This is a genomic window from uncultured Roseibium sp., from assembly GCF_947496995.1.
Lineage (GTDB): Bacteria > Pseudomonadota > Alphaproteobacteria > Rhizobiales > Stappiaceae > Roseibium.
On record NZ_CANMFD010000003.1, the window covers coordinates 661,784 to 687,862 of the forward strand.

General features: G+C 60.7%; 26 protein-coding genes and 1 tRNA gene. 10 read left to right on the forward strand and 17 right to left on the reverse strand.

The genetic code is table 11. The features are described 5' to 3' along the window. The first annotated feature begins 4 nt into the window (after positions 1–4). Positions 5–1,099 carry a 5-(carboxyamino)imidazole ribonucleotide synthase gene (locus Q1B40_RS15855; RefSeq protein WP_299816457.1) on the forward strand — a complete coding sequence of 365 codons (1,095 nt, stop codon included), beginning with the start codon at positions 5–7 and terminating at the stop codon, positions 1,097–1,099. A 5-nt stretch (positions 1,100–1,104) separates the two neighbouring features. On the opposite strand, the gene Q1B40_RS15860 is transcribed toward Q1B40_RS15855, so the two are convergent. Beyond that, positions 1,105–2,502, reverse strand: a complete 1,398-nt coding sequence (locus Q1B40_RS15860) for an MATE family efflux transporter (protein ID WP_299816459.1) — start codon at positions 2,500–2,502, stop codon at positions 1,105–1,107. 391 nt (positions 2,503–2,893) lie between these two features. Between Q1B40_RS15860 and rpsU the strand changes: the two genes are divergently transcribed. Beyond that, on the forward strand, positions 2,894–3,124 hold the full coding sequence (gene rpsU / locus Q1B40_RS15865) for a 30S ribosomal protein S21 (RefSeq protein WP_068409696.1): 231 nt from the start codon (positions 2,894–2,896) through the stop codon (positions 3,122–3,124). A gap of 169 nt (positions 3,125–3,293) precedes the next feature. Beyond that, positions 3,294–4,148, forward strand: a complete 855-nt coding sequence (locus tag Q1B40_RS15870; RefSeq protein WP_299816462.1) for a tetratricopeptide repeat protein — start codon at positions 3,294–3,296, stop codon at positions 4,146–4,148. 42 nt (positions 4,149–4,190) lie between these two features. Here Q1B40_RS15870 and Q1B40_RS15875 read toward each other — a convergent pair whose 3' ends face one another. From Q1B40_RS15875 to Q1B40_RS15895, 5 genes are all read right to left on the reverse strand, one after another. After that, positions 4,191–4,862 carry an RluA family pseudouridine synthase gene (locus Q1B40_RS15875; protein ID WP_299816464.1) on the reverse strand — a complete coding sequence of 224 codons (672 nt, stop codon included), beginning with the start codon at positions 4,860–4,862 and terminating at the stop codon, positions 4,191–4,193. Between the two features lie 87 nt (positions 4,863–4,949). Beyond that, positions 4,950–5,231: an aa3-type cytochrome c oxidase subunit IV gene (locus Q1B40_RS15880; protein WP_299816466.1), complete on the reverse strand. Its 282-nt coding sequence runs from the start codon at positions 5,229–5,231 to the stop codon at positions 4,950–4,952. A gap of 256 nt (positions 5,232–5,487) precedes the next feature. Then, positions 5,488–6,867, reverse strand: coding sequence for an AarF/ABC1/UbiB kinase family protein (locus Q1B40_RS15885; RefSeq protein ID WP_299816468.1), 1,380 nt, complete (start codon positions 6,865–6,867; stop codon positions 5,488–5,490). A 79-nt stretch (positions 6,868–6,946) separates the two neighbouring features. Next, complete coding sequence (locus Q1B40_RS15890) at positions 6,947–7,855, reverse strand: DUF3445 domain-containing protein (protein ID WP_299816470.1); 909 nt, start codon at positions 7,853–7,855, stop codon at positions 6,947–6,949. A gap of 19 nt (positions 7,856–7,874) precedes the next feature. Continuing rightward, entirely contained in the window at positions 7,875–9,695 is a 1,821-nt protein-coding gene (locus tag Q1B40_RS15895) for a M3 family oligoendopeptidase (protein WP_299816561.1), read from the reverse strand. 197 nt (positions 9,696–9,892) lie between these two features. On the opposite strand from Q1B40_RS15895, the gene Q1B40_RS15900 reads away from it, so the two are divergent. Then, positions 9,893–11,449, forward strand: a complete 1,557-nt coding sequence (locus Q1B40_RS15900) for a sigma-54 dependent transcriptional regulator (RefSeq protein ID WP_299816472.1) — start codon at positions 9,893–9,895, stop codon at positions 11,447–11,449. A gap of 310 nt (positions 11,450–11,759) precedes the next feature. Beyond that, entirely contained in the window at positions 11,760–13,547 is a 1,788-nt protein-coding gene (locus Q1B40_RS15905; RefSeq protein ID WP_299816473.1) for a DUF882 domain-containing protein, read from the forward strand. Positions 13,548–13,619: 72 nt separating this feature from the next. Here Q1B40_RS15905 and Q1B40_RS15910 read toward each other — a convergent pair whose 3' ends face one another. From Q1B40_RS15910 to Q1B40_RS15920, 3 genes are all read right to left on the reverse strand, one after another. After that, positions 13,620–13,886 carry a DUF2312 domain-containing protein gene (locus Q1B40_RS15910; RefSeq protein ID WP_068409682.1) on the reverse strand — a complete coding sequence of 89 codons (267 nt, stop codon included), beginning with the start codon at positions 13,884–13,886 and terminating at the stop codon, positions 13,620–13,622. Between the two features lie 175 nt (positions 13,887–14,061). Further along, positions 14,062–14,358, reverse strand: coding sequence for a DUF1244 domain-containing protein (locus Q1B40_RS15915; RefSeq protein WP_299816476.1), 297 nt, complete (start codon positions 14,356–14,358; stop codon positions 14,062–14,064). Between the two features lie 38 nt (positions 14,359–14,396). Then, positions 14,397–15,206, reverse strand: a complete 810-nt coding sequence (locus Q1B40_RS15920) for an N-formylglutamate amidohydrolase (protein ID WP_299816480.1) — start codon at positions 15,204–15,206, stop codon at positions 14,397–14,399. A 378-nt stretch (positions 15,207–15,584) separates the two neighbouring features. On the opposite strand from Q1B40_RS15920, the gene Q1B40_RS15925 reads away from it, so the two are divergent. Next, positions 15,585–16,106: a DUF1036 domain-containing protein gene (locus Q1B40_RS15925; protein WP_299816482.1), complete on the forward strand. Its 522-nt coding sequence runs from the start codon at positions 15,585–15,587 to the stop codon at positions 16,104–16,106. Next, complete coding sequence (gene pyk, locus Q1B40_RS15930) at positions 16,103–17,539, forward strand: pyruvate kinase (RefSeq protein WP_299816484.1); 1,437 nt, start codon at positions 16,103–16,105, stop codon at positions 17,537–17,539. The genes Q1B40_RS15925 and pyk overlap by 4 nt, the downstream gene beginning before the upstream one ends. A gap of 101 nt (positions 17,540–17,640) precedes the next feature. On the opposite strand, the gene Q1B40_RS15935 is transcribed toward pyk, so the two are convergent. The 4 genes from Q1B40_RS15935 to cpdR form a co-directional block, all read right to left on the reverse strand. Beyond that, the gene (locus Q1B40_RS15935; protein ID WP_299816486.1) at positions 17,641–18,303 is read right to left on the reverse strand and encodes a tetratricopeptide repeat protein; all 663 of its coding nucleotides are present in this window, start codon (positions 18,301–18,303) and stop codon (positions 17,641–17,643) included. 162 nt (positions 18,304–18,465) lie between these two features. Continuing rightward, the gene (gene ykgO / locus Q1B40_RS15940) at positions 18,466–18,591 is read right to left on the reverse strand and encodes a type B 50S ribosomal protein L36 (RefSeq protein WP_006932207.1); all 126 of its coding nucleotides are present in this window, start codon (positions 18,589–18,591) and stop codon (positions 18,466–18,468) included. A 148-nt stretch (positions 18,592–18,739) separates the two neighbouring features. Continuing rightward, positions 18,740–18,814 (reverse strand) — tRNA-Val (locus tag Q1B40_RS15945). Between the two features lie 135 nt (positions 18,815–18,949). Beyond that, the gene (cpdR, locus tag Q1B40_RS15950; RefSeq protein WP_068409675.1) at positions 18,950–19,309 is read right to left on the reverse strand and encodes a cell cycle two-component system response regulator CpdR; all 360 of its coding nucleotides are present in this window, start codon (positions 19,307–19,309) and stop codon (positions 18,950–18,952) included. 538 nt (positions 19,310–19,847) lie between these two features. On the opposite strand from cpdR, the gene Q1B40_RS15955 reads away from it, so the two are divergent. Further along, positions 19,848–20,738 (forward strand): N-formylglutamate amidohydrolase, encoded by an 891-nt coding sequence (locus Q1B40_RS15955; protein WP_299816564.1) that lies wholly within the window; start codon positions 19,848–19,850, stop codon positions 20,736–20,738. 267 nt (positions 20,739–21,005) lie between these two features. Next, on the forward strand, positions 21,006–21,809 hold the full coding sequence (hisN, locus tag Q1B40_RS15960; RefSeq protein ID WP_299816488.1) for a histidinol-phosphatase: 804 nt from the start codon (positions 21,006–21,008) through the stop codon (positions 21,807–21,809). A 23-nt stretch (positions 21,810–21,832) separates the two neighbouring features. Here hisN and Q1B40_RS15965 read toward each other — a convergent pair whose 3' ends face one another. Next, on the reverse strand, positions 21,833–22,906 hold the full coding sequence (locus Q1B40_RS15965; RefSeq protein WP_299816490.1) for an alpha/beta fold hydrolase: 1,074 nt from the start codon (positions 22,904–22,906) through the stop codon (positions 21,833–21,835). A 127-nt stretch (positions 22,907–23,033) separates the two neighbouring features. Next, positions 23,034–23,447, reverse strand: a complete 414-nt coding sequence (locus Q1B40_RS15970) for a hypothetical protein (protein WP_299816492.1) — start codon at positions 23,445–23,447, stop codon at positions 23,034–23,036. 271 nt (positions 23,448–23,718) lie between these two features. Here Q1B40_RS15970 and Q1B40_RS15975 point away from each other — a divergent pair, with 271 nt between their 5' ends. Beyond that, positions 23,719–24,165: an Hsp20 family protein gene (locus tag Q1B40_RS15975; RefSeq protein ID WP_299816493.1), complete on the forward strand. Its 447-nt coding sequence runs from the start codon at positions 23,719–23,721 to the stop codon at positions 24,163–24,165. A gap of 91 nt (positions 24,166–24,256) precedes the next feature. Here Q1B40_RS15975 and Q1B40_RS15980 read toward each other — a convergent pair whose 3' ends face one another. Both Q1B40_RS15980 and Q1B40_RS15985 read right to left on the reverse strand, forming a co-directional pair. Continuing rightward, a complete protein-coding gene (locus tag Q1B40_RS15980; RefSeq protein WP_299816495.1) occupies positions 24,257–25,315 on the reverse strand; it encodes a low specificity L-threonine aldolase in 1,059 nt (352 codons plus the stop codon). 178 nt (positions 25,316–25,493) lie between these two features. Beyond that, entirely contained in the window at positions 25,494–26,078 is a 585-nt protein-coding gene (locus Q1B40_RS15985) for a DoxX family membrane protein (RefSeq protein ID WP_299816497.1), read from the reverse strand. Position 26,079: the final 1 nt, after the last annotated feature.

Genomic DNA, 26,079 nt, shown 5'->3' on the forward strand with positions numbered 1-26,079 from the left:
AGGCATGAGTGAAAAACCCCGGCTGAGCCCTGGCGATGCGATCGGAATTCTCGGCGGCGGGCAGCTTGGCCGCATGCTGGCGCAATCGGCCGCCAGCCTCGGCCTCAAGGCGCATATCTTCTGCCCCGATCCGGACAGCCCGGCATTCGACGTCTGCGCCGACTTCACTGTTGCTCCATATGACGATATCGACGCTCTCGACCGGTTCGCCGCCGCCGTGTCTGCTGTCACCTACGAATTTGAAAATGTCCCCGGCCCGACTGCCGCGCATCTCGATGCGAAAGTGCCGGTCAGACCGGGCGTCAGAGCGCTGCAGGTCTCGCAGGACCGCCTGTCCGAAAAACAGTTCCTCACCGAGGTCGGTGTCGTCATAGCCGGTTTTGCGAAAGTAAACTCGCAGGACGATCTGGAAACCGCCTTGTCCGCCTTTGACGGCAAAGGGGTCCTGAAGACCCGACGCTTCGGATATGACGGCAAGGGCCAGATGATGATCCGCAGCCCGCAGGACGCCGCCGGCGCGTTCGAGAAAATCGGTGCGGTCCCCGCCGTACTTGAAGACCTCATCCCGTTCGAATGCGAAGTTTCGGTGATCGTCGCCAGGGACCTGGACGGCGCGTGCGCCAGCTATGACATCGCCCGCAATCACCACGAAAATCACATTCTGAAAACCTCAACCGTTCCGGCCGGCGTCTCTGCGGACACTGCCGCGACGGCCCGCGCGATGGCCGAACGCATCGTCACCGGTCTCGACTATGTCGGCGTGATGGGGGTGGAGATGTTCCTGGTCCGCGATGGAGCCGGTGAACGGCTCCTGGTCAACGAGATTGCACCGCGCGTGCACAACTCCGGCCATTGGACACAGGACGCCTGCCTGACCTCCCAGTTCGACCAGCACATCCGTGCGGTCGCCGGCTGGCCGCTGGGGTCGGCCGACCGCCATTCCGACGCGGTGATGGAGAACCTGATCGGCTTTGAGGCCGACGGCTGGCAGAGCGTGCTTGAGGAGCCTGCCGCCCGGCTGCATCTCTACGGCAAGGCGCAAACCCGCCCGGGCCGCAAGATGGGTCATGTGAACCGGATTTCCCCCAGGACCGCCTGACGCGATCAGAGCCCGACAAGCCCCAGTTTCCTGCGGCGCGCGAAGCGCAGGTTCGCCAGAAGGGCGACCGAGGCGAGGCCCCCGGCCAGACCGGACCAGACGCCGACGCCACCCCAGCCGGCAGCGAACCCGAGACCGAGCGACAGGCTGATTCCCACCACCCAATATCCGAAAAGCGCATAAAACAGCGGGATCGTGGTGTCCCCCAGCCCGCGCAGATTGTTCACTCCAATGATCTGCCCACCGTCGGCAAGCTGGAAGATCGCAGCGACAGCCAGGAACGAGGCACCGTAAGCCATGACCTCAGCAGCTTGTGGATCTTCCAGATCGAGATAGAAGCCGACGAGCGTTTCCGGCAGGCTCCAGAACAGAAGCGCGAAACTGCCCATGCAGATCATCGTCACCCCCAACGCCGTCCAGCCCGCCCGGCCGACAGCCACGTGATCGCCGCGCCCCGCCGCCAGACTGACACGGGTCATTGCCGCCACGGAGAAGCCGACCGGCACCATGAAGGTGAGCGACGCGATCTGAAGGGCGATGCCGTGCCCCGCCAGCGGCAGGGTTCCGAGCCAGCCGATCATGATGGAGGACGCAGTGAACAGCGCTCCTTCCGCAATGATCGTCAGGGCGATGGGCGTTCCCAGCCGGACGATCTGGAAGAACACCGGCCAGTCCGAGCGCCAGATCCGGCCGAGGATATGATAGCGCCGCAGGTTTGGATGCCAGATCGCGTAAAGAATGAGAAACAGGCATGTGGTCGACGCGCTGAACACCGAGGCGATCCCGGCCCCGACAAGCTCCAGGCGCGGAAATCCGAATTCCCCGAAAATCAGCAGATAGTCGAGGATGGCGTTGACGACAGCACCGGCGATCGTGGCCCAGAGCACCACCTGCGTGCGCTCCATGACCGTCAGGAAACCACGCACGGCCATGATGAGAAGCGCGGGCAGCATCGTCCACTGCAGGTAGCGCATGTAAAGGCCTGCCGTCGCCGCAAGCTCCGGCTCCTGCCCGAGTGCCAGCAGAATGGTTTCGGTGAAGAACAGAACGCTCCAGACCGGTATGCAGAAGAGCACGGATACCCAGAAGCCCATACGCACGGCACGGCGCAGGTCTCGCGGCTTGCGTTGGCCGCGCGCCCTGGCGGCAAGCGGGATGACCGCCTGCAGCACGCCCATGCCGAAGAACCACATGAGCATATAGAGATTGAACGCCAGCACGGACGCCGCCAGTTCTTCGGCTCCCAGCCGGCCGATCATCAACACATCGGTGGTATTGATCGCCATCTGCGCCAACTGCGCGCCCGCCAGCGGCAGACCAAGCGCAAGTGTCGGGAGAATGTCGCTTCGCCAGAGGGACACGCCCTTTTGCGAATCGGGGGCCCTTGACGCGAGCTGCGCCATTGTTTCCTCCAGCAGTCGGGGTTGGGTATGGAAGGAACTCACCTCTAGTCCGGTTGAGAGGTGGTGTCTACACATGTTAGACAGCCTTCGTGAGACACCTCAGCCGAAGCCGGGCCACATGCGCGGGGTTGTTTCTTTTCGAATGACTGTGGACACGACCGAGCCGCTCTGGTATTAACCCGCCCAAAGTGAGCGACGCGTCAGCGGCGATCAGGTTTCTGTTCACATGTGCTGCTCGATACACATGTAAACGAGATGGGCGTTGGCTGCGTGTCTTCAGGGCGGCTGCAGAAACCGCTGGCAAGACCTCGCTTCAATCATTGTCCAATACTGGCCAAGTCCAATTCTGGCTGCGGATCGGTCGCAGCGCAACGAAAATGGGAAAAAACGCGTGCAGGTTCTGGTTCGCGACAACAATGTCGATCAAGCGCTGAAGGCGCTCAAGAAAAAGATGCAGCGCGAAGGCATCTTCCGTGAAATGAAACTTCGTGGTCATTTCGAAAAGCCGTCTGAAAAGAAGGCGCGTGAAAAGGCTGAAGCAATTCGCCGCGCGCGCAAGCTTGCTCGCAAGCGGGCACAGCGTGAAGGTCTTCTTCCGGGCAAGCCGGCCGCTCGCCGCTAAGCGGCTTGAGCGTGCCTGGCGGCATGGACCGCCGGACCTCATTCAAGACTGCCGTAAGGCCGACCGGAGCCACGGTCGGCTTTTTGGCGTTTTGAAGAGAATGCTCTGGATACAGGCAGCACCTCGAAGCAAAGCCACATTCACGCCCAATTGGAGGCAGAAGAACGGCATGTTCAGTCCCTTGACGATAAGAGATCACATGTGCCGCATGCGCAAACTTCTGCCTTTTGCCGCATTGTTCTGCCTGACCACACTGCTGGCGGCGTGTAACACCGGCGGTGTCTATAACGATGTGCCCATCGACACATCCGCCGGATCCTCCACCAACATCGCGTCACTGACAGCGGTGATCGAGTCCAACCCCTCCGATGCCCATGCCTATTCCACACGCGGGATAGCCTATGGCAAGGCCGGAAAGCTCGATCAGGCGGTGGAAGACTTCAACAGGGCGCTGCAGCTCGATCCCCAGTCCTATCAGACCTATGCCAACCGGGCACTCGTCTACCGCCGGCTGGACCGGAACGACCTTGCCGTTGCCGACTACACCCGCGCGATCAACATCAAACCCGATTACGATGTCGCCTATGTCGGGCGCGGCAACATCTATCGCCAGCAGGGCAATTTCAGCGCCGCTCTGGCTGATTTCAATTCCGTGATTTCCCGCGACAGCAGCGACGCCCGCGCGTTCTACAACCGCGGCCTGATCTTCCAGGCACAGAATCAGAACAACCGCGCGATTGAGGATTTCGCCACCGCGATCGGCCTCAACCCGAAGGCTGCGGCCCCCTATACCGCCCGCGGGATCGCCTATATCGCGGTGAACGACCCGAACGCCGCCTTCTCCGATCTGTCCATGGCCGTCAACCTTGACCGCGACTCCGCCATCGCCTGGGCGAACCGCGGCCTTGCCCTGGAAATGCTCGGCAAGCAGAAGGACGCCCGCCGCAATTTCTCCAAGGCGATCACTCTGGACAATTCCAACAAGATCGCACGTGAGGGCATGGGCCGCGTCGGCCAGGGCTGACGCTTCTCAGCGGATGACGGGACAGCAAAGTCCGCCCGCGCTTCAGAATGGGCACGGGCTTTCAAAGAGAATCCGTACACCGTCGGCAGGGTGATGCAACTCAAGGCTTTCCGCGTGCAGGGCCAGACGCCCGGACGCATTCAGCGCCTCTCCTGACGCGTAGAACCTGTCCCCGACAATCGGATGGCCCAGCGAAAGCATGTGCACCCGGAGCTGATGCGATCGGCCCGTATGAGGAAACAGCCTGACCCGTGTCGTTCTGCCCCGCCTCTCCAGAACTTTCCAGCGCGTCAACGCCGCTCTACCGTGCTCGGGACTGACCATCTGCTTCGGCCTGTTCGGCCAGTCACAGATCAGCGGCAGATCGACCTCGCCTTCCTCGGCGGCCGGATGACCCCAGACCTCGGCGATATAGGTCTTCACGGTTTTGCGCCGTTCGAACTGGAGACCGAGATGGCGATGAGCCCGCGGATTCATCGCCAGGACCATCACACCGGACGTATCCATGTCCAGCCGATGAACGATACGCGCCTGCTCATAGGCCGCCCTTGCCCTGTATTCGAGACAGTCGAAATGCTCCGCGGCTTTGCCCGGAACACTCAAAAGCCCGCTCGGCTTGTCCACGACAAGCAGATCCTCGTCCATGTGGACGACGGTCAGATACGGCTCCGAGGGAGGATCGTAGACGAACGGAACAAGCGCGGAAGGGGTCATGACATCTGCTTATAGCCCATGGCGGTCAATAAAAAGGCGCGGTCTGGACCGCGCCTTTTTTTGAAAACATGACTGCCGTGGCAGAGATCAGACCGTCAGGATCGCCAGGATGCCTGTCAGCACGAAGACAATCGCGGGCGGAATCCAGCCGGAAGCCCCGAGGGCAAGGCCGATTGCCGAGGCGACCATCGTCCCGATCAGCATCAACCAGCCGAAGATGGTTGCGGCGGTTCCGCCGAAACTGAACATGATGAGGCACACCACGATGGTCAGAACCGCGATAGTGCCAACCTTGGAGAAGTTGATGAACCCTTCGTAAGTCCGCTCGTGAGCGTCATAGTCCATCGCAGGAGCGTTATCGTCAGACATAAAGTCCCCCAGGAAATTCGCTGGATCAACGAACGTCCGCCTGATTGCGGCGAGGCGCCCTAAGTTGACCGGTCTTAAAGTTTCAAGAGCACCTTGTCTGCGTTCATCCGAATGCAGGACGCTCTGGTCGGTTGCCTTCATACAATAAAGTTTCACGGTTCGGCAATGTTCCCATGTGCACAAACCCGTCCGTCAGGCGCGACTTTTTGCCGGGGGTGGATCACGGACCGGTTTTGTCCGACCGAATGCGCCTCTGTCAGGCCGCGTGCGGCGCTGCTCCAAGCCCGGCGGCGGCAAGCACCTCATCCTGCCGCCGGCGAACCGTTGCCGCTTCAAACCCGTCGATCTGTTCGTTGAACAGGCGAAAGAAATTCACCTCCGCCCGCAGGTGAAGAAAGACACCCCCCAGGCCGATGGCCGCCCTGTCCATGAACACGAATTCCTGCGGCACAGTGACCGGACCGAGTTCCTTCAACGCGCTATGCACCCGGAAAGCTTCCTTGCGGCCATATTCAGCCGCCGACACGCCGTCGGCGACGGAGCGCACACGATCAGTCAGAAGCGGCCCGTAGATAAAGCGCGCCCAGATGTTGAGAACCTCGATAACTTCCTTCTTGAGGTTCTTGAAGCCCCAGCGCTCATAGGCAGACACGACCCGCTCGTCGTCGCCTTCCAGCAGCCCGCGATAAAGATCGACCACGCCCTCGACAAAGCTTTCGGGAAAGACCCGGATACAGCCATAGTCCAGAAGGTTGATTCCCGCCGGCGCGCCGTCCGTTTCGAAAACCGTATAGTTGCCCAGATGCGGATCGCCGTGAATGACGCCGAAATGGCTGAACGGATGCCACCAGGCATGGAACATGGTCTCCGCCAGAAGATTCCGTTCTTCCTGGCTGTGCTCCTTGAAGTCCAGCAGCGGTCTCCCAGCAAGCCATCCCATGGTGAGGAGGCGTCCGGTCGAAAGCGGTTCGACCACCTCGGGAACCCGGATACGGCTGCTATCGGCAAGGATCCGTTGATACATCGCGATATGCGCCGCCTCGCGGACGTAATCGAGCTCTTCCCGGACCCGGGCGCTGATTTCCTTGGCGATCTCCCGCGTATCGATCGCCGGGCTCATGCGCCGGTGCACGGAAAACAGCATCTGCAACTGCTTCAGATCCGCTTCCACGGCAGACGCCATATCCGGATACTGCAGCTTGCAGGCCAGTATCCTGCCATCGTGACCAACCGCGCGATGAACCTGCCCGAGCGATGCGGCCGCGGCCGGTTCCTTGCCGAAGTCCTCAAACCGGCTTTGCCAGTCGGCGCCGAGTTCCGCCCGCATCCGGCGCTTGACGAACGCCCAGCCCATCGGGGGGGCGTTTGCCTGCAGTTTGGCAAGCTCCGTCGTATATTCCGGCGGCAGCACATCGGGGATTGTCGACAGCAACTGGGCCACCTTCATCAGCGGTCCCTTGAGACCGCCCAGCGCGGCTGCCAGCTCAGTCGCATTCTTGGCATTGTCCAGTTCCATGCCGAACAGCCTGGCGCCGGCAACCTTGGCGGCGATGCCGCCCATGTTCGTTCCGACTTTGGCGTAGCGGCCCATGCGGGCACTGAACCGGTTGCTTTCCCGGTCTTTGGAGTTCGGCATTTGGTTCAAGGCTCCATTTCAAGGCGCAGTGTCATCGTCTAGATATGCGGAAGCCCGGCAATATCCAGTCCTGCCGGCACTATTGCGCTGCGACGGAAAGTCCTTCGAGAGCTTTCACGAGCGCATCGCGGGTGCTGACCAGCCCCTTGTAGGCGAGTTGATCCGTATCGAGTTCGACGAGTTGTTGCCTGAGCCCTGCCGCCAACCTAGCGCGATCTTCGTGCACCTCCAGCGCAGCCAGCGGGTCGTGGTGGACCTTGATCGTGAACAGGATATCACCGCTTCCCGGCAGCCGCCGCAGGGTCTGGCGCTCGACGCGCAGGAACAGCCGGGCAAGGCCGCCGTTGGAAATCTCGGGACGGATCTGCTTCGGGCGCGGGTGATGCAGATTCCCGTCCGGGTAAACCGACCAGTTGAACCTGCCGACAAGCTGTTCCGGTTTGAGATTGTCGAAAAGGCGCGCCACGGTCTGGCCCATGCGCGCACCGTTGAACCCCGGCACGTTTTCATGAATACCGTGCATCGACTGGCCGAATTTTTCATCGAGCGACCAGGACGATGGAAAGCACAGGGACGCTGCCACCAGCCGATAGCCTTCAGGTCCGGGGCGCATGATGATGAGGTCTTCCTGAACAAGCTGCGACGCCGTCAGAAGAGCCGGTCCTTCCGACAGCCGCACGACGCGCCCGGCGGACGGGATCTCGACCGTGCCGGAACCAAAGCGATACGTACCGCCATGAAACCGTTCCAGATTGCCGGTGACGAGATCCAGCACTTCCGCCTGCGCGGCCTCCGTGCCGGCCTCGACCCGGAACACCGTGTCCAGATCCTGCGAGAACAATCGCTCCTTCTCGCTCAGATATGCGCCGAGGGACAGGTCGGGCTCCAGAAAGACCGCTTCCTCGAAAGGCTTCAACCCGACAGTGAAGGGCCGGCTGGAGCCGTCATAAGGCGAATGCGTGAACGGCGGATTAGGGTACGAACTCATGCGCTGCCGATATCCAGTCTCAAGCCTGATCGAGCTCTTCCAGTTCGTCGATGATGCGCTCGATCACCGAAAGTCCCTTTTTCCAGAAGTCGGGATCCGTGGCATCGAGACCGAAAGGTGCGAGCAGCTCCGAATGGTGCTTGGTGCCTCCGGCTTTCAGAAGGTCGAAATACTTCTCCTGAAATCCAGCTTCGGCCTCTTCGTAAACCGCATAAAGCGAGTTCACCAGGCAGTCGCCGAACGCATAGGCATAGACGTAGAACGGTGAATGGATGAAATGCGGGATATAGGTCCAGAACGACTCGTAGCCTTCGTTCAGCCGGATCGCCGGTCCGAGGCTTTCACCCTGGACGGACAGCCATAGCTCACCGATCTTGTCGGCGGTCAACTCGCCGTTGCGCCGTTCCGTGTGGACCTTGCGCTCGAACGTGTAGAAGGCGATCTGCCGCACGACGGTGTTGATCATGTCCTCGGCCTTGGAGGCCAGCATGATCTTGCGGGTCTGCGGATTGTCCGCCTTGGCCAAAAGGGATTTGAACGTCAGCATTTCACCGAAGACGCTCGCGGTCTCCGCCAGCGTCAGAGGTGTCGGTGCCATCAGCGGTCCGTTGGGCCCGGCCAGAACCTGGTGCACGCCGTGGCCAAGCTCGTGCGCCAGCGTCATCACATCGCGCACCTTGCCCTGGTAGTTGAGCAGCACGTAGGGATGCACACTCGGAACCGTCGGATGGGCGAAGGCTCCCGGCGCCTTGCCGGAGCGGGCCGGAGCATCGATCCAGCCCTTGTCGAAGAAGCGCCCCGCGATTTCGGCCATGTCGGGCGAGAAAGTGCTGTAGGCCGACAGCACCGTTTCCCTGGCCTCGTCCCAGGGAATGACCCGCGTGTCCGCATCGGGAAGCGGCGCATTGCGGTCCCAGGTGTTGAGCTGGTCCATGCCGAGCCATTTGGCCTTCAGCTTGTAATAACGGTGCGACAGGCGCGGATAGGCATCCCGGACGGCGCCGACCATGGCATCCACCACCTCCCGCTCCACGCGGTTCGCCAGATGGCGGCTGTCGGCGACGTCGGAAAAATTCCGCCAGCGGTCGGAGATCTCCTTGTCCTTGGCAAGCGTATTGGTGATGAGCGTGAAGGTCCTGAGGTTTTCCTTGAAGGTCGTCGTCAGAGCCTGCGACGCAAGCTGGCGCTTTTCCGGTGCCGGATCGACAAGCAGGTTGAGCGTCTGCTCGATGGCCAGCTCCTCGCCGTCGACATCGAACTTCAGCGACGCCATGGTCTCGTCGAAGAGACGGTTCCAGGCGCCGGCTCCGGTGACCGATTTTTCGTGGAAAAGCTGCTCGACCCGGTCTTCAAGCTGATAGGGCTTACCCTTGCGCAGATCCTCGATCCACGGAAGGTAATGGCCAAGATGCGGATCCTGGAGGGCGGCTTCCATCACCGCGTCATCGATCTTGTTGAGTTCCAGCGTGAAAAACAGGAGATGGGAACTGGCGGTGGTGATCTGCTCCTGCACATCGCCGTAGAATTTCTGCGACGCAGGATCGATGGTGTTTTCCGCGTAGACCAGCCCTGCGAAGGAGACCAGCCGTCCCATCAGATCTTCCAGTTCCTCATAGGCCCGGATCGCGACGACGAGCGCCGCCACGTTGTCCCGCGCCATTTCGGCAAGGCGGCCCTTGTAGGAGGTTTCGAAGGTTTTCGACCGGTCAAGGCTCTCTTTCAGGTCCGCGATCACTTCCGGAGCATCCAGAGCCGGATAGAGATCCGTCAGATCCCATTCGGGCAGAGGCCCGAGATCGGCGGACGAAGAAGACTGAGGCGCAAAAACGGGGTGCGGCATCTTCGGCATTTCTTACTCCGGTAAACGGTCGCCTTTGGAAGGCCTGGGTATTTCAGCTACAGAATTAGTAGGCCGGGCCGACGCCGCGCCGCAATCGCAAATGCCAAACTTTTTTGCCGCGTCTTGGACGATTTGTTTACCCAATTGCGACCAGAATGGTTCGAAACGAGACAAATCGGGACGGGTCTGGCCGGCAAATGCAAGCAATCAGCGGTAAAATTCTTATTGTAGACGATGATCCGATCCAGCGGAGATTGCTGCAGGAAGCCGTTGTCAAATTCGGCTACCGGTTCAAGACAGCGGAAAACGGCGCGGAAGCCGTGCGCATCATGACGGGGCCGGAAGCCAGCGAAATCGACCTGATCATCCTCGACATGGTCATGCCGGAGCTCGACGGCCTGGGTGTCCTGCAGCGCCTGCGCGGCGACAGGATCGCCACGCCGGTCATCGTCCAGACGGCCCACGGCGGCATCGACACCGTCGTCAGCGTGATGAATGCCGGTGCCCAGGACTTTGCCGTCAAGCCGGTTGCGCCGGAGCGGCTCAACGTATCGATCCGGAACCTGCTGAAGACCTCGGCACTCGAGGACGAGATCACCCGCTTTCGCAAGCAGGCCTCCGGCACGCTGACCTTCGCGGACATCATCACCCATTCCCCGGCCATGGAACGCGTGATCAATCTCGGCAAACGCGCCGCCGCCTCCAATATCCCCATCCTCATTGAAGGGGAGAGCGGTGTCGGCAAGGAGATGATCGCCAGCGCCATCCAGGGCTCCAGCGACCGGAAATCCAAACCTCTGGTGACAGTGAATTGCGGCGCCATCCCGGAAAATCTCGTCGAATCGATTCTGTTCGGCCACGAGAAGGGCGCTTTCACCGGCGCCGTCGACAAACATGTCGGCAAGTTCCAGGAAGCCCATGGCGGCACACTCTTCCTCGACGAGGTCGGCGAACTGCCGCAGGAAGTTCAGGTCAAGCTGCTGCGCGCCATTCAGGAAGGCGAGATCGATCCGATCGGTGCCCGGCGTCCGGTCAAGGTGGACTTCCGGCTGATTTCCGCGACCAACCGGCGCCTGATCGACCAGGTCAAGGACGGCGCTTTCCGCGAGGATCTTTATTACCGTCTCAACGTCTTTCCGATCTGGATACCGCCGCTGCGCGACCGGCGTGAGGACATTCCCGCCCTGACGCGGCACTTCCTGGCAAGGTTCGCCGCGGAAGAACGCAAGCCCCAGGTGGCCGGAGTGAGTTCCGAGACGTTCGACATGCTTCAGGCCTATCACTGGCCGGGCAACATCCGGCAGCTGGAAAATGCCGTTTTCCGGGCCGTCGTCCTGTGTGACGGCGCCGAACTGACGGTGCATGATTTCCCGCAGGTCGCAGCGGCCGTCGATCAGCCGCCGGCTCTTTCCGCAGCGCCTGCCGGTCTCCCGGGCGAAACCAGAGCGCCCGATCCCGCTGCCGTTGCTTCGCCGCCCGTCACAGCAAGACCGCTGGACCCTGCCCCGCAGCCTCCCGCACCCCGGTCCGGTTTTGAACAGGCAGCCCCTTTCGGGTTCATGCGCAATCTCGACCCGGAAGGCCATGTGCGCAAACTTGCCGATATCGAGGAAGAGCTGATTCGCGCCGCGATCAATCACTACTCGGGCCGCATGACGGAAGTCGCCAGGCGCCTTGGCATCGGCCGCTCGACGCTTTATCGCAAGCTGAAGGAATACGGTCTGGAGGAAGGCGGCGAGGAAAACGCTGCCTGAAACCGGTTGAAGAGCAACCGGGCACCCGGACCCTGCCTTGCAGGAGGGCTCCCCGGAATGCCCTGAAGCTGTCGCCAGACTGTATCCTCGGCCGCTTGAGCAAAATTCGGACGATTTTTTGACGCATTCTGCCGATATGCAGATCTGCGGAGGGCCTTTTATCTAATTTCCTGTTGCGCCGTTGCAATTCCGCAACGATTATCGCGCTAATGAAATTAGGGTAAAAACTTCTTAACTTGCTGCGGCTAATGTGGAGCTCCTGCTGGGGAGCACGGGATGGGTGATGCCATCAAAAACGGCGAGACAGATTTTGCGTAAACGGTTGTTTGATTTCAACGCCGTCAACTGGCTGAAGAACGCGGCTAAGGCGGCTGGCGCGCTGGCAGTTGTGTGTGCTTTCCTCACGGGTGCCGCGCAGGCGGAAACCCGTACGCTGAAGCTTTACAACACGCATACCAAAGAGCGTGTTTCGATCACCTTCAAGAAAAACGGTCGTTACCTGCCCGAAGGTCTGCGCGAGGCCAACCGCTTCCTGCGCGACTGGCGGCGCAACGAGATCATCAAGATGGACCCGGAGCTTCTGGATCTGGTCTGGGAGGTCTATCAGAGCGTTCGCGCCCGCGAGCCCATCAACGTCGTCTCCAGCTACCGGTCTCCGGCAACCAACAACATGCTGCGCAAGCGGTCTTCCGGCGTTGCGAAAAACAGCCAGCACACGCTCGGCAAGGCGATGGACTTCTATATTCCCGGCGTCAATCTCGCCACGCTGCGGGCAACCGGACTGCGCAAGGAAGTGGGCGGTGTCGGTTATTATCCCCGTTCCGGGTCACCTTTCGTCCACATGGACACGGGCACGATCCGCCACTGGCCGCGCATGAGCCGCTCGCAGCTCGCCAAGGTCTTCCCCGATGGCAAGACCCTGCATATTCCCTCCGACGGCAAGCCGATGAGCGGTTACAAGGTCGCTCTTGCCGAATCGCGATCCGGTGGACGCAGCTCCTCGCGGCCGACAATCGTCGCCTCGAACGACCGGCCCGCCTCCAACAGCCGTCCCGCCAGCACCCGGGACCAGAGCCTGACCAAGCCCGGCACGCCGATCCCGGTGGCTGCTGCCAACAACGACAAGCCCGCCGGTGGCGGAAACCTGTTCGCGAGCCTGTTCGGCGGCAACAACCGTGGTGAGCAGAACCAGCGCCCTGGCGCGGTCGGCAACACGCCGCCCGCAGCTTTGACCGCGGAAGCTTCGCCGGTTCTTAAAAATCCGCCGATCCCGACCCGCAAGGTGCTGGAGAGCGAACCGGCAACACCCGCTCCGCAAGAGCAGCCGATCATCGTTGCCAGTGCCGAACCGGTCCTGCAGCAGGCGACTGCGCCCGCGTCGCCCGTGCCACCGGCTCCGGTACCGGCAGCCCCCGCCCCGAACACACTCGACGCGCAAAGGTTTACGCTGGCATCCGGCCAGCCGCCGGCATCGACGAAAGACGTGATCGATACGCGGTTTCAGGTTGCCCGTGCCCCGGTTCAAAAACCCAGCACCGGCCTGAGCAACGCGGCCAGGGCAGCGGCTGAAACGCTCGGCCTTTCCGAAACCGTTCCCGCCTCCGATCCGGTGGCGGCGATTGCCGCGGCAACCGGAACTGTTCCGTCTCCCTCGCCTGCCCCGCGTCCTGAAACCACCCTCGCCTATGCCTCCGCAAGCGCAGTGCCTCAGAGCCTGAGCCGCTCGCTGCGGCCTTCCGCAAGCGTACCGCAGCAAAAGTCCGTAAGCCGGGCCGGGCCGGCAACGCCCGCGGCAGCCGCACGCAAGCTGCCGTCTGTTTCCGGGCGCATCCCCAGGGATCAGATCATCGACCCGCTCGCCGGATTTGCCAGCCTTCCGGACAAGTCCGCAGCGACCCTGCTGTCGGGTGCCGGCACCACCCGCAATCGTACCTTTGCGGGGCTGAGCCACCCCAACCAGCGCAAGCTTGAAAATGTCATGATGCCGGGCAACCGCTTCGTGGCCGCAAGCTTTGAGCGCGATCCCTATGCCGGTCTGCGCACCGACCGGTTCGAGGGCCCTGCCATCGTGGTTCTGCCTGTCCGCTTCGCACGCTGACATCTGCCTGAAACGAACAAAAAAAGAGCGGCCGTTGTGCCGCTCTTTTTCGTCTGTTCACTGTTGAGCAAATCAGCCTTCGGACGGCGCCTGGGCAGCCATGCCGAGCGCATGCATGTAAAGATCCAGAACCGCTTCTTCTTCTTCACGCTCGTGCGGCTGCTTTTTGCGCAGCGACACGACCTTGCGCAGGATCTTCACGTCGTAACCGTTGCCCTTTGCCTCGGCGTAGACGTCCTTGATGTCATCTGAAATGACCTTCTTTTCTTCTTCAAGGCGCTCAATGCGTTCCACGAATGCCCGCAGCTGATCGGCTGCCACTCCACCCGGATCGGACATGAATTCAGTTCTCCTTTAGTCGTCTTCTCGGTTTGTTGAAATTGATGGTCCGGTTCGGTTGCGAATCCCGGACCGTTCTGAAATCCGCCCGTGCCGTGCCAGACTTGGGCAAGGCCGTCAAGCAATGCCGGTGCAAAACCCTGATTGCCCTTGGTCCGCCATCCGGGTCCACACCCTAGTGCTGAGGTTTGTTTTTTTCGAACGCCGCCTTCTGGTCCGCCGAGGCTTCCGCCTGATACTTCGCCTTCCAGTCGTCATAGGGCATACCATAAACGATCTGGCGCGCCTCGGCCTTGTCCATATCCAGACCCTTTTCCCCCGCTGCGTCCTGGTACCAGTTGGACAGGCAGTTCCGGCAGAAGCCGGCCAGGTTCATCATGTCGATGTTCTGCACATCCGTGCGGCTGCGCAGGTGCTCTACCAGGCGCCTGAACACCGCCGCTTCCAATTCCACTCTGGTTTGCTCGTCCATACTCATGAACTCCCTTTGCCGTAACAGGCTGTGTGCACTTACTCGGTGTCGCAGCGTGATTTGAAATACCGGGTTTGCCGGCAGTCCGGCAACCGGGCGATATCTCTCAGGACAGGCTCCAGACGGTCCGCCCACTCCTCTGCGCCGGCCGCGTCTGCGATGAGGTCTTGACGCAGTTCGAGCAACGCCTGAGACAGTCCACGGAGCGTGGCGTGCTGGTACATTGTGTCGTTTTTGAGAGCGCCGTCATAGGGCTCGTTGTCTCCGACGATCAACCCGTCCTGTGCTCGCAGCCCCTCCAGCAGCGGCACAACGGCCCGCGGATCGCTGTCCCAGAGAACCGTGACATGCCAGGGCCGCGGCACGCCGCGCCACACGGGCGTGAAACTGTGGATGGAGAAGATCACCGGCGGCGCGGCCCTTTCCAGCATCGCATCGAGTGTGCGGGCAATCAGCTGGTGATAGGGGCGATGAAATCTTTCGATGCGGCGGGACCGTTCTTCCGCATCCACCTTTGCGTTGCCGGGCACGACGGCTCCATCGGACAGGCGCATGATCAGCGTCGGATCGTCAGCACCACGATTCGGATCGATCAGCAGGCGGGAGAAAGTCGTCAGGCAGGCAGGCGCGCCAAGACGCCTGGCCAGTTCGAGCGTGACGGCCCGCGCACCGATGTCGTAACCGATATGACGTTCGAACTGTTCGGGCGGAACACCAAGGTTCCCGTAGCCCGGCGGCACCGCGTTGCTCGCATGATCGCACAGGAGCAGGATACCCGAACCGAAGTCGCCATCGATATATTCCGTCGGCTGAAAGGCCTCTTCGGCCACGGCTGCTGGTTTTGTCATTTCACGCTTCGTGGAAGGTCATCGGACATGCGAAGGTACAGGCCGACAGGTTTACGGCAAACCGGCCCGGGAACCAAGCCGCATCAGGCAGAATCTCATCGCCGATTCGCAGCGCGCGATTGTCGGTCCGGCCTGACTTTGAACGTTGGATTTACAGGCAATTTTGCCAATGGACGACCAACCTGTATAAGGTTTATCGACGGCTAAATTCTCACATGGAAGGTCCGGTCATGTTACCGCCCCATTTCTGGCCTCATAGAGGGAGACCGCGCCTCGGGGCAGAAGTGAGTGTGCGGTTTCCAGTGTCAAGATTGGGCGAAAGCGCTCCTGATCCTGTTAACGACGTTGACAAGCACTCCTCGTCAACGCAAAAAGCGAATGTCTGTAAAGCAGCAAAGTGAACGACTGCATATGTTTGAGGTTGGGGAACGGAACCAGGATGGGTCTCGGGCACGTATAGGCGCGCCCCTGAAAACTGTCTGTGCCGCTTTTCTTGCCCTGCTGTTTCTTCCGGCAACCAGCGACGAAGCGAAGGCTGACCTGCGGCTCTGCAACAAGACCGACAGTCAGGTTGGCGTGGCCATCGGTTACAAGGACAAGACCGACTGGGTCACCGAAGGATGGTGGAATCTTTCCTCCAATTCCTGTGAAACGCTGGTACCGGGTGCATTGGTTTCACGATACTATTACATTTACGCAGTTGATTATGACCAATTCGGTGAATGGGGAGGCCGGGCGTTCATGTGCACCCGGGAAAAGGAATTCACCATTCGTGGGATTGAAGACTGTGTGGCCCGCGGCTTTGAGCGGACAGGCTTTTTTGAAATCGACACGGGCGAACAGAGCAGCTGGACAGTTCAGCTGACCGAACCCGTGCAACAGGGAACAGGTGGGCGATGAGGCGTAACCGGCGAGTCAAAATTCTGGCAACTCTCGGACCCTCTTCCTCAGAACAAGACATCATTGAAAAACTGTACCGCGCCGGCGCTGATGTGTTCCGCATCAACATGAGCCATACAGATCATGATCGTCTGAAGATGCTTGTCGAACGCATCCGTTCTGTCGAGGAAAAAGTAGGACGGCCGATCGGTATTCTGGCCGACCTCCAGGGACCGAAACTACGGGTTGGAACCTTCGCGAAGGGTCCGGTCACGCTCGAGAACGGCGCATCCTTCACTCTGGATGCCGACACGTCCGGCGGCGATATCAATCGGGTCCATCTTCCCCATCCGGAAATCCTGCAGGCCCTGGAACCGGGTCACCGGCTGTTGCTGGATGACGGCAAGATACAGCTCAAGGTCGTCAAGGCCAACGCCACCAGCGCCGTCACCGAAGTGATCGTCGGCGGCAAGCTGTCCGACCGCAAGGGCGTCAGTGTCCCCGATTCCGAAATCGCCACCAGCGCAATGACGGAAAAGGATCACCGCGACCTGATCGCGGCCCTCGATCAGAATGTCGACTGGGTCGCCCTGTCCTTCGTGCAGCGCCCGGACGATCTTGCCGAAGTGCGCAAGATCACCCGCGGCCGCGCAGGCGTTCTCGCCAAGATCGAAAAGCCCCAGGCCATCGGCCGCCTGGACGAAATCATCGAGCTCTCCGACGCCATCATGGTGGCCCGTGGTGACCTCGGCGTTGAAATGCCCCTGGAGCAGGTCCCCGGCCTGCAGAAGCGCATCACCCGCGCCTGCCGCCGTGCCGGCAAGCCCGTGGTCGTGGCAACCCAGATGCTCGAATCCATGATTACCTCGCCGGTGCCCACCCGTGCGGAGGTCTCCGATGTGGCGACCGCCGTGTTCGAGGGCGCCGACGCGGTGATGCTGTCCGCCGAATCCGCTGCCGGCGATTTTCCCATCGAAGCCGTATCCACGATGGACAGTATCGCCAACGAGGTGGAGCAGGACGCAAATTACCAGAACATCATCTATGCACAGCGCACCGAGCCGGAAGCTACCGGGGCGGATGCGATTTCCGCAGCGGCCCGGCAGATCGCCGAAACGCTCAACCTGGCCGCCGTTGTCTGCTATACCACCTCGGGTGCCACAGGCCTTCGCGCATCCCGCGAGCGGCCTGCCTGCCCGGTGATCGTGCTCTCCCCCGTTCTGGCAACCGCCCGCCGCCTGTCCCTCGCCTGGGGCCTTCACTGTGTCGTCAGTGAGGATGCCGCCAACGAAGAGGACATGATCGACCGCGCCTGCCGTATCTCCTATCTGGAAGAATACGCCAAGCCGGGACAGCGGATCATCGTCACCGCCGGCGTTCCCTTCGGCACCCCGGGTTCCACCAACATGTTGCGCATCGCCTTTGTCGGCAGTGACGGACAGGGCGGAATTTGAGAACGCTGTTCGATTGAATGAAAAAGGCGGCTCATCGAGCCGCCTTTTTCATATCTGATATGCTGTGGTTTTGCGGAGAGCTCTCCAGCGGCTTCGGCGTCTCAGACCCCTTCGCCTTCGGCCTCTTTTTCCAGATCCACGACCGCCTTGGCGGCGTTCTCAAGACCAGGATTGACCTCCAGCGCTTTCCTGAAGGTGTCCAGCGCGGCGTCCTCGAAACCCAGACGGCGCTGGATGATCGCCAGACCCGACAGCGCGCCCCAATGACGGGGCTCCAGCGCAAGCGTGCGCTCGATATCGACGAGGGACTTGCCGAAATCCTCGCGCATGTAATGCACGGTCGCACGCCGGTTCCAGCCCTCCGCGTAGGAGGGTTTCAATGTGACGACCACATCGAGGAAATCGAGCGCAAGGGCGGGATCTTCCGACTGGATGGCCCTGCCGGCACGTGACATCAGCACATCGACCGTATCGCTGCCTGAAGCCATCCAGATCCTCTGGATGCTCCGCGCGATGCGCTCCGCCGACTTCGGGGACTTCGCCTCGGCCAGATCGGAATAGAGCTGTTCCAGACGGGACTTTTCCGCGTCCGGATCCGCTTCCTCGACGACAACCTTGCCTCCCTCTTCGGGAAGCTCCTCGGGCAACGGGCTGAAATCCTCCGCAGACGGAGGCTCGACTTCCGGCCCCAGGTCGGGAACGGTCTGCGCGCCCGCAAGGGGCACGCTCATCATATAAAGGAGGGCAAATACAAAAATCCGCATTCGACGATTATGGATCGTTGAATGCGGCGGTCAATCCGGGAATTTGACACATCTTCGTGCGCAGTGGCTGCCGGGGCTGTCACAGTGACGGGATCGGCGCCTTAAGTGCTTCACCCGCCAACATGTTTCAGAAGCCCGCAACGCTATGCGTGGCAGCAGGGCTCAGCCCTGGCGTGCCTTGAAGCGCGGGTTTTTCTTGTTGATGATGTACACGCGGCCTTTGCGGCGTACCATACGGTTGTCCCGGTGGCGCGTCATCAGTGCTTTGAGCGAGTTCTTGATCTTCATGTCACTGTCCCCCGAGAGGGTCCTGCTTCTTTAAACCAAATGAGCGCCAGAGGCGCCCGGGTGTTTCCGGCTGTTCACGAAGCAGCAGCAGAATTTGCGCCGGCTTCAGAACAACCCGCGCTTCATGAAACCTCAATCAGCGCTATAATGGTGGGCGTGACAGGGATTGAACCTGTGACCCCTTCGATGTCAACGAAGTGCTCTCCCGCTGAGCTACACGCCCGAATTTATCGGTCCGCCGGCGCCCCAACGCCGTGGTGGAGTGCGATATAACGGGGAACGCCAATCTGTGCAACCCCTCTTTTCACCGATCAGGCAAAATTTCCAGGGCCTTTTGGCGTCTTTCCCGGAGGCCGTCTCAAGCGGCCAGCATACGCTCCACTTCCTGCACAAGGTCCTTCAAATGAAAGGGTTTTGACAAAACCTTCGCATCCTTGGGAGCATCCGATTCCGGGTTGAGCGCCACGGCTGCGAACCCGGTGATGAACATCACCTTGAGATCGGGATCGAGCTCGGTTGCCCGACGCGCCAGTTCTATCCCATCCATCTCCGGCATGACGATGTCGGTCAGGAGAAGGGAGAACGGTTCTTCACGCAGGCGTTCATAGGCGCTTTTGCCGTTATCGAACGAAACGACATCATAACCGGCATTTTCCAGCGCCTTCGCCAGAAAGCGGCGCATGTCATTATCATCTTCGGCAAGCAGGATACGTGGCATCGTAATCGACCAATCTCCTTGGTATGCGTTGGCTGTGCGATTTCCTAGCTGCCGGTTATAGCTCGAATTCCAGAGAATGATAGCGAGAATCGGTTCCCGCAGGCCGCTGTGTGGATAGAACTGCCGCACTGGTTTACACAGTTTTATCGCAGACCCGCCCAGGGCAGAGAGGGTGGAGCGGATGGCAACGCAGACCGGCTGGGTGGCAATGAACTGCATGCAGCGCCGCTACCGGGATCACCTGTACCCGATCCCGGCGTGACGCTGCGTATTTCCGCCGGACTTCCCAGCGTTCAACTGGTGTCACACCGGATGACCCATCACCTTGAAAGCGTTCATAAGTGCGCTGATTGATCTCGCCGGGAAGCTTTTAGATTCGCCATAATTTTCAGAACATCTTGCGAAACAAGGAAAGAATGTCGCGATGACGCAGGCTTTTGCGGCTGTGAGAGTGGACTGCCGACCAATTCCTTGGCACGATGGCGAAAGACCAGACGGGACACATCATTTGACGGACAACACTCTGCCTGCTTTTCAAATGCCCTTTGAAGCTGATTTCAACGGCCTGCCCGCGTTTGAAGTCCTGTCTCCCGCCGATCAGCGGATCCCTTATATCTTCAATTCCCCCCATTCAGGCCGCCAGTATTCCAAAAACTTTCTGGCATCCTCGCGTCTGGACGAAAATTCCATCAGACGTTCGGAAGATGCCTATGTGGACGATCTGTTCGCGCATGTGGTGCCACTGGGGGCGCCGCTCCTGCGGGCGCATTTTCCACGAGCCTATCTGGATGTGAACCGGGAGCCCTACGAACTCGATCCGAAGATGTTCGACGGTCGGCTTCCGGTCTATGCCAACAGCCGCTCCATCCGGGTGGCGGGGGGACTGGGCACGGTCGCGCGGATTGTCAGCGAAAATCATGAGATCTACCGGCACAAGTTGCCGGTGGAAGAAGCGCTGAGCCGGATCGAGCATATCTACAAGCCCTATCACTCGACCCTGCGGCGCCTGCTGGCCCAGACCCATGTGACCTTCGGCTATTCGGTCCTGATCGATTGCCACTCCATGCCGTCAAGCGTGAAGTGCCAGACAACCGACGCGCGCCCCGACTTCATTCTCGGCGATCGCTACGGCACAAGCTGCAGCAGCGACCTGACGGAGTTTGCCTGTTCCGTCCTCAGAAACATGGGCTACAGCGTTTCGCGCAACAAGCCTTATGCGGGCGGCTTCATCACCGAGCACTACGGCAGGCCCGCAAGCGGCCTGCATGCCCTGCAGATCGAGATCAATCGCGGTCTCTACATGGACGAGGCGTCCCACCAGCCTTCCGCCGGATTTGCCGACCTGTTTCATAACCTGCGCAACTTCGCCCGCGAGCTCACCGCCATGCCCGACGCGGCCCTGCCCGCCGACTCCATCGCAGCAGAATAAAAAAAAGGCCGCACTCAATTGAGGCGGCCTGAAGTCTAGGGAGGAAACGCCCAAGGAGGGCGGCGCAATACAACGTATCGCACTGCAATAAAATCGCACCGCAGTGCACAAAGGTCAACCCTGCATGGGTTCGCATTTTGACCAAACATTGTGCAAACAAGCCGGTTTTAGCGGTTCATTTTTCGGCAAAGACGGTTATACAAGCGGCAAGCTGGATTTTTTTCGATAATCGAAGAAATTCAGAATCCTGATAGGCGGAAGGTATCGATGACCCAGGGCCAGTTAGACAGTTCCAATGAATTTTCCCCGTTTCTGGACCAGCTTGCGGATGCCGCGAGCGCTGCGATCATGCCGCACTTTCGGCAAGGGTTCGCCGTCGACAACAAGAGGGAAGGCGGCTTCGATCCGGTCACGATTGCCGACAGGAACGGCGAAACGGCGATGCGGACGCTCATCAACCGCGCCTATCCGGCTCACGGCATTCTCGGTGAGGAGCATGGTCCGGAGAACCTGGACGCGGAAAACGTCTGGGTACTCGATCCAATCGATGGAACTCGCGCCTTCATCACCGGATTGCCGACCTGGGGAACGCTGATCGGCCTGCGCACCAACGGCAAGCCCAGCCTCGGCATGATGGTTCAGCCCTATGTCGGCGAACGCTTCGGCGGCGATTGCCACACCGCCTGGTACAAAGGCTCGCTCGGATCCAGGAAACTCGAGTGCCGTCCCTGCGACCAGCTCAAGGACGCGACGATCTTCACCACGACCCCTGCCCTCTTCACCGACACGGAACGGGCGGCCTACGACCGGGTAGAGGACGCTGTCCAGCTCGCTCGCTATGGCACGGATTGCTATGCCTATTGCATGGTCGCGGCCGGACATGGCGATGCTGTCATCGAATCCGGCCTTCAAGCCTATGACATCGTCGCGCTCGTCCCGATTATCGAAGGTGCAGGCGGCGTGGTGACGACCTGGACAGGTGGTTCACCATCAGACGGCGGGCAGATCGTCGCCTCCGGCGATCCGCGTCTTCATGAGATCCTGCTGAGGGATCTCGCCAGGACCGACTGAACCCGGAGCGCATACCCCTCAGGTCAAAGATGGGCGCGTTGCATTTCCTGCTCTGCTTCCAGACCGGGCACAAAGGCGTCGAACGCCGCCCAGAACTGATCCCGAAACACATCGCGTTCCATCATCAACTCGTGTTCGGCACCCGGAATTTCCAGATATGCCGCCGCCTTGGTCCGCGAGACAAAATCCTCGGTCGCGGGCGTTGAGACGATCCTGTCGTTGCCCGACGCCAGAACGAGGCACGGGAGCTTCATGTTCGGGCCGGCGTCTCTTTTCCGGAGCGCCAGCATGGTGCGCGCCGCGGCATTCAGCCAGCCGAAGGTCGGCGCGCCGATACCCAACTCGGGCGCGGTTTCAAGCACCTTGTTGAAACGGTCGAACCGGGTCTTGTCCGAGGTCTGCCGGTTCGTCTCGAACGGCACGCGGATTTCACCGTTGCCACCGGGAAGGAACAACCGCCCCAGTCCGATAGCCGAGCAAAGCCGCGCGAGAGGAAATCCGACCCGTTCACTGAAGGCCGCCCCCTTGCGCACCCTCGTCTGATGCGCCGGACGCCCGAGCGAGCCGAGACTGAGGATTTTCAACGCAGAGCGGGAAAATCCGCCCAGATTTGGAGGCAAGGTACCGGAAGGAAGGCCGAGCAGCGGCGAGGTCAGCACCGCACGGTCAAGCATTGTCCGCAGTCGCTCCGAATCGGACAGCAGCACCAGGGCGCCGGTGGAATGCGCCAGCGCAAAATGAGGCCCCGGATAGTTGGCCAGGGAAATATTCTTGAGCACGGTGCGCAAATCGAGCCGGAACTTGCCGAAATTCGAAACATGACCGCGTTTCGGGTTGCCGGTCAGCCGCTGTGAGCCACCCTGCCCGCGCCAGTCGAAAGTCACGACCGCGAAGCCGCGTTCGCGCAGATCGGAAATGATCTCGAAATATTTCTCGATATATTCCGCACGCCCCTGCAGCAGGGTCACTGTTCCGATCCGTGGCCGCCCGACCGCCGGCCAATGCGCATAGCGGATCCGGACACTGTCGGAGGTCTCGATATATCCGGTTCTGGCGCCCTCCGGCACAGGATTGTCTGGAAGATCTATCAGCTTCATGGCGGTCCGCTTCACTCAAGAGACGCCTTTTGATACCCGGCTTCGTCCGGGCTCACAACAAACTTCGGGCCGGCACTGAACACGCGCCGGCCCAGAAAGAAGTTGGCGGGAAATCGTGGTGACCGCGTTACCAGCGGTGGCCGCGGCCCATCGGGTGGCTGCGGACGATGTGCGCATTGCGGGAATCGACAACCAGCCGAACCGGCATGCCCCGCCAGCCGTTTGCGGTCACGATGTACATCGGGCCGCGCCGGTTGACGATCTGGATGCGGTGGAAGCCCCGGTGACGCAGGCTACGGCGGATCTGGCGCGGACCCATGGACTGCTGGTTCCAGCCATGCCCGCCCTGCCAGCCGCGTCCACCCTTGCGCCCATGCCCGCCCCTGCGGTGATCGACCTGCACGACAAGTTCGGACTGCGCCGTCTGGCCTTTCAGTCCGGCGGCCTGGGGAGCGGCGACGGCTGAGGAAATGAACCCGGCGGACACCAGAAAAATGGCGCCGGCGATCGGGGCGGAAAGTTTTGAAACATTGGCAAACATCGTTGATCTCCTGTCTTTGCCGCCAGCCCGTCGCTGACGTTGACCGGAAGATGCACCGCGCCGGTTGAACCGAACCGGAAGGCTTCGTTCAGCTGGCATTCATCTTCAGCCGACGGTGTTGCGCTCCCCCTTGAAATGAAAAAACCCAGTTACCACCTTTCGTATGCAGGCGCCGACAAGGGTCTGCAGCGCGCTCCAGTCCCGCCATTCCGGGGGACGGCAGGAACGCAAAACCCAGTGAAGTATCAGTTGCTCAAGAGAGGACAGACACATGCGTCACTTAGACTTTTCTCCCCTTTACCGGTCCACCGTCGGGTTCGATCGGCTTTTCTCCATGCTGGATAGCGCTGGCAGCGAAGCGCCAAGCTATCCGCCTTACAACATCGAACGGACCGGCGAAAACACCTACCGCATCACCATGGCGGTTGCCGGTTTCACCGATGAAGAGCTTTCCGTGGAAGCCAGGGAACATGTTCTCACCATCAAGGGTGAGAAGGTGGAAGAGGAATCCGAACAGGAAATTCTCTATCGCGGAATAGCGTCGCGCACTTTCGAGCGCCGCTTCCAGATCGCCGAACACGTCCGCGTGGAAGGTGCAAGCCTGGAAAACGGACTGCTTCATGTCGATCTCATCCGGGAAATCCCGGAAGCCATGAAACCGCGCAAGATCGAAATCAGCTCCGGCGCGGCCAAGCAGATCGAAACCACCGCTCACTAAGGCCGAGGCCTTCAAGTGAAGCGTGCCGAGACGCGGGGTGCCCGGGAAACCGGGCGCCCTTCTGGCATAGGTCTGTGCGCATTGCCTGTTTTCAGGCCGCTTCCGACAGCACCTTCAGGAACGCCGTCACATCCTCTTCCGTGGTCGCGAAACTGGTGACCATGCGCAGGCAGACCTCATCTCCCGCCGGAGCGATATTCGAGGAGAGCCCCTTCGCGGGCCACTCGTAGAGCTTGGCACCGGCTGCCTCCAGCGCCTCGAACTGACGGCGCTTCAAGATCGGAAACACCTCGTTGGCTTCCACCGCCCATGCGGTTCGCCCGCCCTGGTTCCGGACACCATCCGCCAGTCTGGCCGCCATTTCATTGGCGTGACCTGCCGCTGCAAGCCATGTGTCGTCTTCGAAATAACCGTCAAGTTGCGCAGCGACAAAGCGGCTCTTGGAAAACAGATGTCCGCCGCGCTTGCGCAGATATTCAAATTCCCTTGCGGCCTCCGGATCGAAAAAGACGACGGCCTCGGCACACCAGCAGCCGTTCTTGGTCGCCCCGAAGGACAACACATCGACACCGGCCTTCCAGGTCATGTCCGCCGGCGTGCAGCCGAGTGTTACCAGGGCGTTGGCAAAACGCGCACCATCCATATGCAAGGGCACGGCCCGTGACCGGGCAGTCTCCTTGATGGCGGCAATCTCCTCCAGGGTGTAGATCGTGCCGCTTTCCGTGGCCTGGCTGATCGAGACCGTCGCAACCTGGCCATGATGCACCACCCCGTCCGGATAAGCTGCCATCGCCTCGCCAAGACCTTGAGGCGTGATCTTTCCATCCGCACCCGCAATGCCGGCCAGCTTGCCGCCGCCGGTCATGAATTCCGGACAGTTGCACTCATCGACCTGGATATGAGCATCACTGTGACTGAAGATGACGCCGCCGGGTCGGGCATAGGCGGCCAGCGCAAGCGAATTCGCGGCAGAGCCCGTCGCCACGAAGAAGACGGCCACTTCTCGTTCGAAGATTTCATTGAATTTTTCGGAGATACGGTCCGTCAGCGGGTCCGTGCCATAAGCCGGTGCGAACCCGGAATTATGGCGGGTCAGCGCCGACATCACCGCCGGAGCCGCACCCGCCCAATTGTCGCTTGCGAAATTCATGGCCCGGTTTAAGCATCAGTTCGCACAGGCGGCAACCGATTTCCGGTTTGCGGGATTTCCGGCAGCACGGTTCGTTATCGCAACGTCCAACGACCCGCACTTTTGCGCCAGGGCGCTGGCCGGCCCTGTGGAAGCGGAGCACTCCGCGACCACAGGAACCAGGGGAATGCGCCCGGGCCTAGTAGTACATTTCCCGGCGGCGGTAGTAGCGTCCAAGCAGCCAGTCCAGCGAAACCACGCCGGGGCCCTTGAGCGTCGGAACCAGCAGCAGGAAGATCCACAGCAGCCTGTCGTCCGAAATGATCGCATAGGGTTCGCCGTCGAAGAGCGCGCCGATTGTCTTGGCATCCGCCCCGTGACCGTAGACGTCCACATAGGTCATGACACCGATGAAGACGATCATGCCGAGGCTGGCGAACCGCGTGAACAGGCCGACCACCACCATCGCCGGCAGGATGAACTCGCCCCAGGTCCCCAGAAGGACCATCAGACCGTAGGGGAAAAAGGCGATCTGGCTGGTGTCGTAGCTGACCTGCTCCATCATCTTCGGCAGCATCTGCGCATAGGCGCCCGCCGTTGGCGTGAAGATGTTCATGACATTTCCGCCGATCTTCGTCAGCGCGGAATTCCAGAAGAACTGCAACAGGATCGCCGCAAAGACAAACCGGGCGGTCAGCCCCAGAAACCAGCCATTGGTCAGGCGTTCCAGCGCTCCGAACACCAGCGTGTACAGTCTTACGAAGAAACCGATCAGCGCACCCATG